Here is a 12,735-nt window from a genome sequence, read left to right as displayed (position 1 = left end):
TGCCCATCCGCTAATGTTCGGGGAGGCGATGTACGGCAGCTCAGGAGGAGGACTGGAGGGCTCGGCGTTGCAGCTTACGCTTTTAGTGAACTTTGTGGCGTTCCTTGTTTTGTTCATAACACTGTTCATTTACAGATCAAATATGGAAAACCTGAAAGAAGAGATACGTGTTCTCAGGGAATCAAGTCGCTGACATTTATATTTTTATATAAACAAAACGCTGTTTTAAAAAGAAAGAGTTATAAGTTTCTGTAAGGAACAACTTGTCATGTTGTTCGAACCCATAGATATAGCCGGTATTAAGATCCCTAACCGTTTTGTCCGATCTGCCACACACGAATGGATGGCAGAGCCCGACGGTACTCCTACCTCACGCATTGGCGACCTGTATGAGGAACTTGCCCGCAATGAAGTAGGGCTTATCATAACCGGATATGCCTATGTTAATCCGAAGGGTAAAAGTGACGATCTGCAACAGGGTATCTATGATGACAGGTTCATAGGGCCCTATAAGGAGATAGTTTCAAGGGTGCATGAACATGGTAGTAAGATAGTCCTGCAAATAGCACATGGGGGACGGCAGACCATGATCACTGCCGATAACCCTTATATGCTGGCGCCTTCTGCGGTCATTGAAACTACAAAAGGCGTGAAACCTGAGGAAATGACCGGGAAAGAAGTGCTGGAAACCATTGAGGATTTTGCGCAGGCTGCCAGGCGTGCAAAGGAAGCGGGATTCGATGGTGTCCAGTTGCATTGTGCACACGGTTTTCTGCTAAGTAATTTTTTATCTCCCTACACCAACAGGCGTAATGACAGGTGGGGTGGTTCCACTGAAAAGAGGACACAGGTGATCCTTGACATTATTTCATGTGCCAGGGAGCTGGCAGGTGAATATTATCCGATCCTGGTCAAACTGAACGTTACTGATGGTTTTAAATCTGGTGCACACAAGCATACACTTGACGCTCCCGAAAGCATAGAGATAGCAAAGATCCTTGCAGACAATGGTGTGTGTGCCATAGAGGTCAGCGGAGGCGTTGCAGAAGCCGGGGAAGAGCTTTTCAGGACAAAGATCGATTCACCAAAAAAGGAAGCATATTACCGGGAATATGCTAAAATGATAAAAGAACAAGTAGATGTGCCCGTGATCCTTGTAGGAGGGATCAGATCGAAACAGGTAATGGAGATGCTGCTTAAGGAAGAGTATGCTGATATGATCTCCCTGTGCAGGCCGTTGATAGCAGAACCTGATCTGGTGATGAAACTAAAAAAAGGAGAGACAGAGATCGCAAAATGTGTTTCTTGTAACCTGTGCTCTGATGAGACCGGGATAAAATGCAATTACAATTTCACAGAGTGAGCACACTCTTTTATGCAGGCTTCCGGGGTACCTGAGCGCAGATTGAGCAAAAGATCAATGAGAAGATCGTGGTCCATTACAACAAGATCTGCCTGACGGAGCTCTTGAGGTTCCAGGTATGTAGGGACCGCTATGCAGCAAAGGCCTGCAGCTTTTGCGGCCTGTACGCCAACAGGAGCGTTCTCTATAACAATGCATTCGTTCTTTTGCATAGCCAGCATCTCTACAGCCTTGAGGTAAGGATCAGGAGCTGGCTTGCCGTTATCAATATCGTCTCCGGTGACTACCACGCTGAAGATCTTCGGATATAAATTATTCAGAACACTGTGCACTATTGGTTTGTCAGCACCGGAAACCACCGCAAGTTCATATCTGTGTTTTAATACTTCGAGGCATTCAGGCATGCCTTCAAAGGCATTCAGTGCAGCTATAACATTGAACTCTTCAATATATTTCTCAACTATTGCTTCAAGATCTAACCTGCCGTTATCAATGCCTGCTTTTTTCAGTAGCAGACGTACAATATCGATAGTCTTTTCTCCTTCCCTTTCATAGATAACCTGCCGGTCCATGTACACACCCATCTGGTCAAAGATGTGCTGCATTGCCTCAACATGGTATGGCATGGAATCCACAAGTACTCCATCCATATCAAATATCAAAGTTTTTAACAACTTCATTCTCCTTTATCTGAGTCCGGACATATGAAGTCATCATTCAGATATGTTTCTTTCCACCCAATAGGAAGCTGCAAAAGACCCTGAAATATTATGCCAGATACTGAACAGAGCACCCGGAAGTGCAGCTGCAGCCGTGAAATGCTTTATTGCAAGGGCAACGCTTAAGCCAGAGTTCTGCATCCCCACTTCTATACCAATGGTCCTTGCCTCGATCTCACTGAGGCCCATCAGCCTGGAAAGGCCATACCCGCTTGCAAGGCCCAGCAGATTATGCACTATGACAACAATTGATATTATGATCCCTGCCGAGATAACAGTGTTTCTGTTCGTGGCCATGATGATAGCTATTATGAATACTATGGTCACCACTGAAAATGCAGGGAAGAAGTGCCGTATATTCCTGATGCGGGTACCGAAAAGCGAATTAATGAATATCCCCAGAACAACAGGCACTATAACGATCTGCAGGATGCTGATGAGCATGCCGTATGTATCCACATCGATGGTCTGGCCTATATAGACCCATGTGAGCAGAGGGGTCATAATAAAGGAGATCAATGTAGAAACTGATGTCAGTACAATAGAAAGTGCGACATCCCCCTTGGCAAGGTAACATATCACATTTGAGGCTGTACCTCCCGGACAGCACCCCAGAAGTACCACCCCTGCTGTAAGCTCAGGGGAAAGAGAAAAGGCCCTGGCAACTAAAAAACCTGCCAGAGGCATCAGAGTATACTGGAGCACCGTTCCGATGATCACCGCTTTAGGTCTTTTGAATACGAGCAGGAAATCCTCAATAGTAAGTGTCATGCCCATTCCGAACATCACCAGCCCCAGCAGAAAAGGGATGGCATCTTTGTATGGCAGGAAGGTCCCGGGATGCAAAAGTGCGATGGCTGAGAGAATGATAGCCCAGAAAGGAAATAAAGAAGTGAACTTTTGCAGCATAATATGCTTCCATTAAGCTTTGAATATATTAATGCATTCAGTTTAGTTAATGCACTAAGCTGTTAAAAACATATCCTCTGTTTGTTATCTTTGCATGATTTTATATTCCTTGGTCCGCAAATATGTGTACCATGAGGCTTGACACCTATCTTGTGGATATGGGTTATTTTAGCTCCAGAGCACGTGCAAAGGATGCCATAATCCGCGGGAATGTGAAGGTTGGAGGAAAGATTGTGACCAAACCTTCCAGGGACGTCAGCACCGATCATTCTGTCGAAGTAGTTGAAGGGCTTGATATGCCCAAGGGATATTTCAAGCTAAAACTCATTCAGGAAGCTTCCGGCATTATCTGTGAAGGGGACAGCGTCCTTGATCTGGGTTCAAGTGCAGGCGGATTTCTGCTCTATGCTTCACAGATAGCAGAAAAAGTGAAAGGTATCGAGTTCAGCACAGACTTTCATGCAGAGCTTGACAGGATAACGCATGAACATGCGAATGTAAGTGTTATGTTCGGAGATGTTTTTACTCTTCCTTTGCAGGAAATATCACCTGATAAAGTGGATGTTATACTAAGCGATATGACCCTGGAGCCTATGGATTCCCTTCTGGCGCTTAAAAGAGTGTTGCCCTTACTCAGAGAAGGTGGAAAACTGCTGCAAGTCATAAAGATACAAAAACGTGAGGCTCGCGAACCCATAATAGCAAAAATAGAGAGTTTCGGAGTTGAAGTTGTTCAGGTCATAGAGCCGCAAAAGCAGGAGATATACGTGATCGCCTGTAAGACCGGAAAACAAAATGAGGTGTGTGGTGTCCGATGAAATATAAGGTGATGGGTGACGGTGATCCTGTAAGGCTTTTCGTTGGGGGTCTGCATGGCAATGAATGGAGGGACACTGCCGACATACTTGAAGGACTTGAACCTCCGGCTGTGGGTTCTCTGGCGACCATACCGGTCGTATGCAAAGAAAAATATGTATCTACCCTGGAAGAGAGTTACTACATGACACTCGGAAAACCAATAATACAGGCTGTGGACGAGCTCAGGCCCAGTATATACATCGAGTTCCATTCATATTCAAAGCAGAACCAAAAGCTGCTGACAGGTGCCGACCGTCTCCACAAGACAGGAGTTCCTGCATATAGTCAGCTTGATAATGATGTACTCCTGGGTTCTGTTTCTCCGGTCATAAGAAGGGAATACTTCCCTGCGGAAGCACTATGTCTTTCTTTTGAGATCCAGAAAGAAAATCCAATATCCAAGGAGTATGGGTCAAAGATCGCTGGAAAAATGAAAGAATGCTTATCAAGAGACCATTTCATTGAGCAGCTCAAAAAAAGGTATCCTGCACAGACCAAAAAAGTAATAGAAGATTACAGGAATTTCTATGGTTTGTAAGTAAGCCTTACAAACCATTCCATTATAATACCCAATCGTTTATCAGTTCATCCCATGTTGTAATTGTGGATGTTGTGCGCAGGGTTGACGTCCTGCATGTCCCTTTCCTGGGCCTTGAGCATATCATCAACACGCAATATCATGGCAGACACTTCTGATGCGGACTTGATGGCCTGTGTCTTCACACGGAGAGGATCAATTACATTGTTCTGCATCATATCCTCTATCTTGCCTGAATACACGTTGATCCCACTGTTCTTGTTCTTTCCGGATTCGGCACGCAACTGCAACAGCATGTTGATCTTGTCCAGACCTGCATTCTCTGCTATTGCCTTTGGTATCTCTTCCATGGCATCGGCAAAGGCATGGATAGCAAGCTGCTCGCGTCCCTCTATTGTAGAAGCATAAGAGCGCAATCCTTGTGCCACCTGCATTTCGGAAGCTCCTCCTCCAGGCACTATTGCCTTATCCTCCAGCACGGATTTCACCACATTAAGGGCATCATCGAATGCACGTTCAATGTTGTCAGTGAGATGTTCACTGCCTGCCTTAATGAGTATGGTAACAGAATTAGACTTCTTGAATCCGGTGATGAGTGTCTTCTCCTCATATTCGGATTCCTGCTCCACCACTTCGGCATATCCAAGGTCTTCAGCAGTGATCTCGTTCATGTTCCTTACGAGCTTGGCGCCTGTGGAAAGAGAAAGCACTGTCATATCCTCATCTTTCAGCCTTCTGCAGGTGTAGATATTATGCCTCATGAAATAATGGACAGCCCCGTCATCGATATTCTTGGAGGAAAGGACCACGTTGGCACCTGTTGCTATGATCTTATCCAGCATCTTATGGAAATTAGCCGTTTCCTGGTCCTTGAAAGCAAACATTTCGTCTATGCTGCCAAGCTGGATCTTTGACTTCGTATTGGTCTTGGCGAACTCTATAGGCATATCCAGAAGTGCGATCTTTGCATTTTCGACTCTTGCAGGAGTGTCGGGATGGAGACGATATTTATTGATGTAAATTCCCTTTATTACCTGCGTGTCTGTGATCTTGCCACCAGCCTCTTTCCTGATAACGATCTTCTCATCTATGTTATACTTGCCGTTTTCCTCTATAGCAAGTACTGCGTCGACACATACCTTTGCCAGGTGGTCTGAAGAAGCTTCGGGAGCTTTTCCTGTGATAGAGGTCTCTGCTATCTTCTCAAGTGTCTTTCTGTCGTCCTTGTCAACTTTTGTGGCAAAGTTCTCCAGGATCTCAATGGCTTTCTGGGCAGCAAGGTTGTATCCTTGGAAGATAACGATCGGGTGAAGGCCCTTATCTAAAAGTTCTCCCGCTTTATCCATCAGACTGCCTGCTACCACAACAGCGCTGGTGGTACCGTCACCTGCAATGTCCTCCTGTGTCTTGGCGACCTCAACGATCATCTTTGCTGTGGGATGTTCTATCTCCATTTCCTTGAGTATAGTGGCACCATCGTTAGTAAGGACAATATCACCGAGGATATTGACCAGCATTTTATCCATGCCCTTTGGTCCTAAGGTGGAACGCACCAGTTTTGCGACCGCCTTGGCGGCGTTAATGTTCATGGAAAGGGCATCTTTACCCTGTGTATGTTCTGTTGTTGGACTAATAATGTAAACTGGCTGACCTCCATATTGTCCTGCCATTTGTACTGACATGCCTTGTTGTGCCATTATTCCGAACCTCCTGAATCCAGATGATGAACTTATTTGAAGTATCTTTTTTACGTATGAATTGAACTAACTGTATATGGTTCTATAAAAACATTTCGACATGGACATATGCGCTTTTATGGTCAAAACATTTAAATCATTAATTCCATTTCTCGGTTATGCTGACCTTCATAGGATTGGGGCTTTTTGACGAGAAAGACATCTCTTTGAAAGGACTTGAAGCTATTGCCCGGGCAAACCGGGTCTATGCAGAGTTCTACACATCCAGGCTTATGGGTACTACTTTGGAGAAAATGGAAGAACTATACAATAAGAAAATAGACGTACTTTCACGAGAAGAGGTGGAGCAATGTCCCAGCTGGCTCGACCATGCCAGAAATGAGGATGTGGTATTCCTTACAGGGGGAGATACGATGGTCTCAACAACTCATGTTGACCTGCGCCTGCGTGCAATGGAAATGGGCATCAGTACAAAACTTGTGCACGGTTCTTCCATATCATCTGCTGTATGCGGACTTACAGGCCTGCAGAACTACAGGTTCGGGAAAGCCGTTACTGTTCCCCATCCATATACCAGCAGCCGGGGAAAGACCGTCATATCGGAAACCCCTTATGATACTGTTCTCCAGAATCTTGAGCATGGCCTGCATACCCTTGTTTTCCTTGATATCGATAAAGAAAAAGGTTATATGACAGTGAACCAGGCACTGGACCTTCTGCTGCAGGTGGAAGCAAAGAGAAGTGTAAAAATACTGCAGGACAGAATAGCTGTAGGTATAGCAAGAGCCGGATCCGACTCCCCGACGGTTGCAGCAGACCACATTCAAACCCTGAAAGACTTCGATCTCGGTGCACCGCTACATATACTGGTAATTCCTGCAGATACGCATTTTGTGGAAGCTGAGGCATTAGTGCAGCTGGCTCATGCGCCTATGTCAATACTGGAAGTTCACAACCAATAATGGTGTATACTATTATAGGGTACAAGTCTATATATCAAAACAACGTAGGACATATTATATTACACATTAAATATATCTTTGTTTGAATTGATATGATCAAATTAATAAGAGAGGGAAAAATGGTTCGAGATGCAGTTGGCGTGATATTCGGAGAAGCTGGTACATCCAGCTTCAGAATATTATTATCGGACAGTACCAGTGTGCATCAGGGAGAATATATAAAAGCCTGGCATGAGATCGATGGCTGGGTGCTTGCACAGGTACTATCCATTACGCGTTCCGGAGATAGTTACACTATCGAGGAAGCAAAGAACGGAAGCCGCAAAGATAAAAGCGGGGACCGGATAATAGCTGATGTGACCGTTATTGGGAAACGTGACGATTCGGGACTGCTAAGATCACCTAGCACTCCTTTCAGTCCCGGAGACCCGATCTACAAGGCGAACAATGAACTTATCTGCAGTTCCCTTGGCCTGTCCGGGAAAGAAATGTTCATAGGCATGCTGGAAGGCACGGACATACCTGTTCATCTCAATGTGAACAGTCTTGTGCAGAAACATTGCAGCATCCTTGCAAAGACAGGAAGCGGCAAGTCCTATACTGCTGGAGTGCTCCTTGAAGAGATGCTGGACCGCAAAGTTCCCCTGCTGATCATCGATCCACATAGTGAATATGCATCATTGAAAGAAGAAGGTGTCATCAGTACAGAAGTTGCAGGAAGGTTCAAGGTATCTCCAAGATCATACGCACAGCATGTTACTGTATACACTCCAGCCAACAAGAGCCTGAATCCAAAAGCTGATGAAGTTTTCAGGCTTAACGGCATGAACCTTACAGCAAAAGAACTGAGTGAGGCTTTTCCTAATAATTTCACCAGCACTCATATAGGCATTCTCTATGAGGCTATTGATAAGATCAAAGCCGAGATGGAAACATACACCCTGGACGAGATCATCTTCGAGGTCAAGAACAATGACAGCAAGGCAAAATGGAATATCATCAGCTTTCTTGAAGAAATAAGGGAAACCGGTATATTGTCCACAAATCCCACATCAATAGAGGATCTCGTTCAGCCAGGAAGGGCTTCCATCATAGATTTCAAAGGTGTGGCTCCGGATATCCAGTCTATGATCGTTGCACGTCTGTGCAGTGCATTGTTCGAGGCCCGAAAGATGAATACTATCCCTCCGGGCATGCTGGTTGTTGAAGAAGCTCATAACTATGCACCGGAAAAAGGTTTCAGCAAGACCTCAAGCTCCGATGTATTGAGGACCATTGCCTCCGAAGGCCGTAAGTTCGGTCTTGGTATGATGGTAATTTCCCAAAGACCTGCACGCGTGGACAAGAACATTCTTTCCCAATGCGGTACGCAGATCATAATGAAAGTAACCAATCCCAACGACCTGAAAGCCATTAGTAAAGGCCTTGAGGGCGTCAGCTCCTATGTAGAGGACGAACTCATGCGGCTGCCACCGGGAGTTGCCATGCTGGTGAGCACAGATATTGAAAGGCCCATCCTCGTGGATATCAGAGTGCGTAAAAGTAAACACGGCGGAGAGTCTGTTAACGTAATGAGAAGTGTTAACCTTAGTTCTGCTCAGGGTGCATCGGCCAGGAAACCTCCTGTGGAGTCTGTACCTATGCAGCCGGTAATGCAAGACCATGTCGAAAGACATAATCTTGGAGAAGAGCACATACCTGTCCAGACAGCCACAACACCTCCTCCCAAAAGAAAGCCTTCACGGGAAGTAAAAACAGAAGAAGAAGGAAGTCTTTTCAAGAAAATATTCGGTGCGAGCAAATAAGGAGGAATAGCTTGCCTGCTGATCTGAATGAAAAGGTTAAAAGATATGAGAACCTACTAAGGCAAGCGCTGGAAAAAGCAGAGTTTGCGCCTATCAGGGATTCGCATATGTATGCAGTCGCAAATGACTTTCATACAATGGCAAGATCATATTATGAGGATGGAATCCACTTTGTACACAGTGGAGACCCTGTGAACGCTCTTATATGTTTCAGTTATGGGCATGCGTGGCTGGATGCCGGAGCACGTCTTGGAGTGTTCGCGGTTGACGATGATCAACTATTCACGATATGAATCCTGAAAAGTGACAAAACTCAATTTCCCGGAGACGAGTATATGTCAAATTATAATGTTGTGCTTGAAGCTGCCTGGTTGGTCAGAGATGTGAACAGTCCGGATGATGCCATAGGAGTGGCGATCTCCGAGGCCGGTAAAAGACTGAACCCAAAACTCGATTTTGTGGAAGTGGATGTTGGCACCACCTTTTGCCCTGCCTGTGAGGAAGCCTTCAGCAGTGTATTCCTTACGGCGAACACTGCAATTGTCGGCCTTGTCCTTGAGATGAAAGTATTCGATGCCGAAAGTGAGGAGCATGCATCAAGGATAGCTAAATCCGTCATTGGAAGGGCATTAAGGGATGTCCCTCTGAAAGTGGTTGATGTTGAAGGGTTCCAGTAAAGAGGAGAGGTAATATGGACCGGACAATATCGGTTGTCGGACATGCAGCCATTGATCTGCTTTTTGATGTGGAGCACATATCCTGCCATAATGAATCTTACCCTATCATCGATTACCATGAATATTTCGGAGGCGGAGCTGCCAATATTGCGGTAGGGATTGCCACTCTTGGCGGTAAAGGTCAGCTTATATCTGCTGTAGGAGAGGACTTTGGAAGTTCCGGATATGAAGATTATCTTAAGTCATTGGGTGTAGACCTCTCTTTACTATATAGGTGCAAAGGTCAGAAAGTTACAAAGGCTTTCGTCTTTACTGACAGAGAACACAATCAGAGCACTTATTTCCACTGGGGTGCATCTGCTCTTCTGAAAGAGCTGGAACCTCCTCAGGTTGATCTTGTGCATCTTGCGACTTCTGAATGCTCCTTTAATGCAAGGATAGCAAAGAAGGCAAACTTTGTGTCCTTTGATCCGGGGCAGGATCTTATAACCTATAACCGCAAGGACCTGGAAACAATTCTGGAACACACGGATATACTTTTCACTAACCGTCATGAGATCAAGAGGGTCTGTGAGATGACCGGCCGTTCCTTCGAGGAACTCAAAGCAAGGATCGGGACCATTGTGGTGACCTATGATTCCCGGGGCAGCAGGATACATACGCAAGATGCACAATATTGCATACCCGTGGTGCCTGTGAAAGCCGTTGATCCCACCGGTGCCGGTGATGCATACAGGGCAGGGTTCCTGTTAGCCTTCACCCGGGGCTACGACATGGAAACCTGCGGCAGGATCGGTGCAACGGTCGCCTCCTTTGCAGTGGAGGTCATCGGCTGCCAGGTGAAGTTGCCTACCTGGGAAATGATGCAGGAAAGATTTGAAGCGCATTTTGGAAAATTACCCAGATAACACCGGGTGCTCAAGATCCTATGCAGGCTGCTGAACGTATCGGCCATCAGCAGCCTTTTGTATTGTTTACCATAGCAACTTTGGGAAATTTAGTTCATACTTCCATCTACCTTGAAACTCTACGTCGTTCTTCAGATCATTCTGAACATACAGATCAATATCTAAGTGAATTCTTTCAGGCATCTTTTATTAAGGATCAAGTGATCTCTTTCACGAATTGTTCTATCCTGGTCCGAATGTCATCTCTTAGAGCTCTTGTTTGTTCCATCTTCTCGCTGTCAGTGCCTGAGAACGATCCAGGGTCCGGGAAGGACCATTTTAACTGAACGAAAGGTTTTGGGAATATCGGACACTCCGTTTCATGGGTCCTGTCGCACACGGTGATCACATAATTGTATAATTTCCCTTCCCTGAAAAGGTTCCAGACCGCCTGGGTCTTCTTTGTGCTGAGATCAAAACCATCCTCTTCCATAGCAGCTATGACCAGCGGGTTCACACTGGTGGGTTCGAGCCTGGCGCTCTCTGCTTCAAATCGTTCACCACCGATCCTTTTTAAATACTCTTCTGCCATCTGGCTTCTGGCACTATTGTGCACGCATACAAAAAGCACTTTGATCTTCTTATCGCTGTGAACCATACTTTTCTGATTGCACTAAGACAATTAAACCTGATCAGTATAGAAACTATAGTCCTACTGATCCTCTATGTATCTATATATCTGAGGCCATTAAGTGAATTAGTTATTTCTTAACTCTATGAAGAACGATAATAACCAAGGCCTAAATTTCCAATATATCAGCATTGTCAGGAATTGCCGGAACATAGTTGTAATCCCCTTTATTCCCAAGGTTCCTGCTCCGTTAGTATCAATATGTTGCTGTATGGGAAAGATCCTGGCCTGTACACTCTTCCGCTGGCCGGGGAAAAGCTCCTCACTTCTTTCGAGGAGGTATTTTTCAGCTATGTCCTTAAGGAAAAGACGCACTTCCTGTACATACTGTATGGCAGGAAGAAAAAGTTCATCCCACCCTTTCTCTGGTATCGATATTGATACTTCTTCCGGTAACATTGAAAGGTACCATCCTGTTAAGAGGAGAATTACCCGGCATTTTAGGAATAATTATATATCTGTTGATCTTGCTGCCCACATACTCTGTTCTGAACTGGATTATGCCATCTGCCATGGCTCTGATGGTCCTCTCTGCACGGTCAGTGAGAATCCCCATATCCGACAGCAGCAGAAAAGTCGTTTTGTTTTCCCTGCTCATGGTCACAAAAGAGTTCAATGTCTCTTTGATAGTGCTTGTATCTTCATCCATGAAAAGATATGAAAAAGTGTCAATTATACAGATATCTGCATCCCGGATATTCCTTAGTGCCGCATCCGGCATCATATGCACATCGGTACACATCTTTCCATCTTTCCGGCATATATCCAGCAGGGAATGCAGGTCATTAAAGCCTCCTAACACTACAAAATTGCTATTTTCATCATAGGATGCTGAAAGTGAGAGCTTGCTTCTAACCTCTTCACCGGAACGTGCAGTTGACAGATATACTATCATTCTCATGTCTTTAAGCAGTTCCTGAGCTACCATTTGCACAAAAATGCTCTTTACATCACCTATATCTTCCTCGACAAACAGTACCACATTACCAGGTATGTCACCTAATCCAAGATTTGCAAGCATTGATATTATACAAGTAAAGCATGCTACTTAAACCGTGTTATCCTATCCTGCAGGCATCATTCATCTGTACCGGCCGTTTTCTTCATGTTACAGGCAAGGAAGGCATATACTGTGTGTTCCATTAAAACTAAAGAGAGTTGTTTAACTACTTGGCATCATTATATGCCATAAAGAACTGTTTTTATTCAGTACTTTTAAGGAAATTGTTTTCTATCCAGATCTTTCAGGTCATAAATTGAACTGATATATAGATAATGCCATGTTGTGACAAAAACTTTTTATATCTGAACACCTCTTGTTATCATAATGATGATGAGATAGGTGGGCTTCATGCCTCAGTTAAGGATCTACCGGATGAAACAATGATAGCCAAAGTCGTCCAGAGAAATAACCCCAAAAGATCAACGGATTCCCTTTATTCGGCTATTACAGGCATTGACCTGCGATTCTGGAAAAGATCACATCGCTCCTTTCCCCCATACGATCCACTGATGCATGGCCCTCTTATTGAATATTCTGTTCCTGATGGATATACGGAAATTGAACGGTACTGGGTCAACGAACCCTACTCATTCATATCCATTCTCAAAAAAAAAGATGTTAACTAT

Annotated in this window: 13 protein-coding genes and 2 pseudogenes; 10 read left to right on the top strand and 5 right to left on the bottom strand. The window is 44.8% G+C overall.

Features of this window, described 5'->3' with window-relative positions:
• Both AB7U21_RS06660 and AB7U21_RS06655 read left to right on the top strand, forming a co-directional pair.
• Positions 1 to 193: pseudogene (locus AB7U21_RS06660) on the top strand (cytochrome c biogenesis protein); the annotation flags it as partial.
• Positions 194 to 268: 75 nt separating this feature from the next.
• Complete coding sequence (locus AB7U21_RS06655) at positions 269 to 1,363, top strand: NADH:flavin oxidoreductase (RefSeq protein WP_333788029.1); 1,095 nt, start codon at positions 269 to 271, stop codon at positions 1,361 to 1,363.
• Here AB7U21_RS06655 and AB7U21_RS06650 read toward each other — a convergent pair.
• Complete coding sequence (locus tag AB7U21_RS06650; RefSeq protein ID WP_333788015.1) at positions 1,345 to 2,043, bottom strand: HAD family phosphatase; 699 nt, start codon at positions 2,041 to 2,043, stop codon at positions 1,345 to 1,347. The genes AB7U21_RS06655 and AB7U21_RS06650 overlap by 19 nt on opposite strands.
• 33 nt (positions 2,044 to 2,076) lie before the next feature.
• Complete coding sequence (locus tag AB7U21_RS06645; protein WP_333788016.1) at positions 2,077 to 2,991, bottom strand: bile acid:sodium symporter family protein; 915 nt, start codon at positions 2,989 to 2,991, stop codon at positions 2,077 to 2,079.
• A gap of 131 nt (positions 2,992 to 3,122) precedes the next feature.
• Between AB7U21_RS06645 and AB7U21_RS06640 the strand changes: the two genes are divergently transcribed.
• Positions 3,123 to 3,809 carry an SAM-dependent methyltransferase gene (locus AB7U21_RS06640; protein WP_333788017.1) on the top strand — a complete coding sequence of 229 codons (687 nt, stop codon included), beginning with the start codon at positions 3,123 to 3,125 and terminating at the stop codon, positions 3,807 to 3,809.
• Complete coding sequence (locus AB7U21_RS06635; protein WP_333788018.1) at positions 3,806 to 4,387, top strand: DUF2119 domain-containing protein; 582 nt, start codon at positions 3,806 to 3,808, stop codon at positions 4,385 to 4,387. Before AB7U21_RS06640 ends, AB7U21_RS06635 begins: the two co-directional genes overlap by 4 nt.
• Before the next feature lie 47 nt (positions 4,388 to 4,434).
• Here AB7U21_RS06635 and thsA read toward each other — a convergent pair whose 3' ends face one another.
• Positions 4,435 to 6,084, bottom strand: a complete 1,650-nt coding sequence (thsA, locus tag AB7U21_RS06630; protein WP_333788019.1) for a thermosome subunit alpha — start codon at positions 6,082 to 6,084, stop codon at positions 4,435 to 4,437.
• 158 nt (positions 6,085 to 6,242) lie between these two features.
• Here thsA and dph5 point away from each other — a divergent pair, with 158 nt between their 5' ends.
• The 5 genes from dph5 to AB7U21_RS06605 all read left to right on the top strand — a co-directional run bounded on the left by dph5 (position 6,243) and on the right by AB7U21_RS06605 (position 10,436).
• Positions 6,243 to 7,046 (top strand): diphthine synthase, encoded by an 804-nt coding sequence (gene dph5, locus AB7U21_RS06625; protein WP_333788020.1) that lies wholly within the window; start codon positions 6,243 to 6,245, stop codon positions 7,044 to 7,046.
• A 119-nt stretch (positions 7,047 to 7,165) separates the two neighbouring features.
• Positions 7,166 to 8,851, top strand: a complete 1,686-nt coding sequence (locus tag AB7U21_RS06620) for an ATP-binding protein (protein WP_333788021.1) — start codon at positions 7,166 to 7,168, stop codon at positions 8,849 to 8,851.
• An 11-nt stretch (positions 8,852 to 8,862) separates the two neighbouring features.
• On the top strand, positions 8,863 to 9,144 hold the full coding sequence (locus AB7U21_RS06615) for a DUF357 domain-containing protein (RefSeq protein WP_333788022.1): 282 nt from the start codon (positions 8,863 to 8,865) through the stop codon (positions 9,142 to 9,144).
• 42 nt (positions 9,145 to 9,186) lie between these two features.
• A complete protein-coding gene (locus AB7U21_RS06610) occupies positions 9,187 to 9,528 on the top strand; it encodes a DUF555 domain-containing protein (protein WP_428387851.1) in 342 nt (113 codons plus the stop codon).
• Between the two features lie 14 nt (positions 9,529 to 9,542).
• The gene (locus AB7U21_RS06605; protein WP_333788023.1) at positions 9,543 to 10,436 is read left to right on the top strand and encodes a carbohydrate kinase family protein; all 894 of its coding nucleotides are present in this window, start codon (positions 9,543 to 9,545) and stop codon (positions 10,434 to 10,436) included.
• Positions 10,437 to 10,632: 196 nt separating this feature from the next.
• On the opposite strand, the gene AB7U21_RS06600 is transcribed toward AB7U21_RS06605, so the two are convergent.
• On the bottom strand, positions 10,633 to 11,073 hold the full coding sequence (locus tag AB7U21_RS06600; protein WP_428387848.1) for an arsenate reductase ArsC: 441 nt from the start codon (positions 11,071 to 11,073) through the stop codon (positions 10,633 to 10,635).
• 382 nt (positions 11,074 to 11,455) lie between these two features.
• On the bottom strand, positions 11,456 to 12,127 hold the full coding sequence (locus tag AB7U21_RS06595; RefSeq protein WP_428387846.1) for an RAD55 family ATPase: 672 nt from the start codon (positions 12,125 to 12,127) through the stop codon (positions 11,456 to 11,458).
• 362 nt (positions 12,128 to 12,489) lie between these two features.
• Here AB7U21_RS06595 and AB7U21_RS06590 point away from each other — a divergent pair.
• Positions 12,490 to 12,735 (top strand): annotated as a pseudogene (locus AB7U21_RS06590) (hypothetical protein); the annotation flags it as partial.

Origin of the sequence: Methanomethylovorans sp., from assembly GCF_050177135.1 — an archaeon.
Lineage (GTDB): Archaea > Halobacteriota > Methanosarcinia > Methanosarcinales > Methanosarcinaceae > Methanomethylovorans.
Note: the sequence above shows the minus strand (reverse complement) of the source record. Positions and strands in the feature narration are given on the sequence as shown.

Excerpts from the sequence above, each read along its gene's own strand:
- AB7U21_RS06655 (WP_333788029.1), top strand. The coding sequence starts at position 269 with ATGTTGTTCGAACCCATAGATATAGCCGGTATTAAGATCCCTAACCGT.
- AB7U21_RS06650 (WP_333788015.1), bottom strand. The coding sequence starts at position 2,043 with ATGAAGTTGTTAAAAACTTTGATATTTGATATGGATGGAGTACTTGTG.
- AB7U21_RS06645 (WP_333788016.1), bottom strand. The coding sequence starts at position 2,991 with ATGCTGCAAAAGTTCACTTCTTTATTTCCTTTCTGGGCTATCATTCTC.
- AB7U21_RS06640 (WP_333788017.1), top strand. The coding sequence starts at position 3,123 with ATGAGGCTTGACACCTATCTTGTGGATATGGGTTATTTTAGCTCCAGA.
- AB7U21_RS06635 (WP_333788018.1), top strand. The coding sequence starts at position 3,806 with ATGAAATATAAGGTGATGGGTGACGGTGATCCTGTAAGGCTTTTCGTT.
- thsA (WP_333788019.1), bottom strand. The coding sequence starts at position 6,084 with ATGGCACAACAAGGCATGTCAGTACAAATGGCAGGACAATATGGAGGT.
- dph5 (WP_333788020.1), top strand. The coding sequence starts at position 6,243 with ATGCTGACCTTCATAGGATTGGGGCTTTTTGACGAGAAAGACATCTCT.
- AB7U21_RS06620 (WP_333788021.1), top strand. The coding sequence starts at position 7,166 with ATGGTTCGAGATGCAGTTGGCGTGATATTCGGAGAAGCTGGTACATCC.
- AB7U21_RS06610 (WP_428387851.1), top strand. The coding sequence starts at position 9,187 with ATGTCAAATTATAATGTTGTGCTTGAAGCTGCCTGGTTGGTCAGAGAT.
- AB7U21_RS06605 (WP_333788023.1), top strand. The coding sequence starts at position 9,543 with ATGGACCGGACAATATCGGTTGTCGGACATGCAGCCATTGATCTGCTT.
- AB7U21_RS06600 (WP_428387848.1), bottom strand. The coding sequence starts at position 11,073 with ATGGTTCACAGCGATAAGAAGATCAAAGTGCTTTTTGTATGCGTGCAC.
- AB7U21_RS06595 (WP_428387846.1), bottom strand. The coding sequence starts at position 12,127 with ATGCTTGCAAATCTTGGATTAGGTGACATACCTGGTAATGTGGTACTG.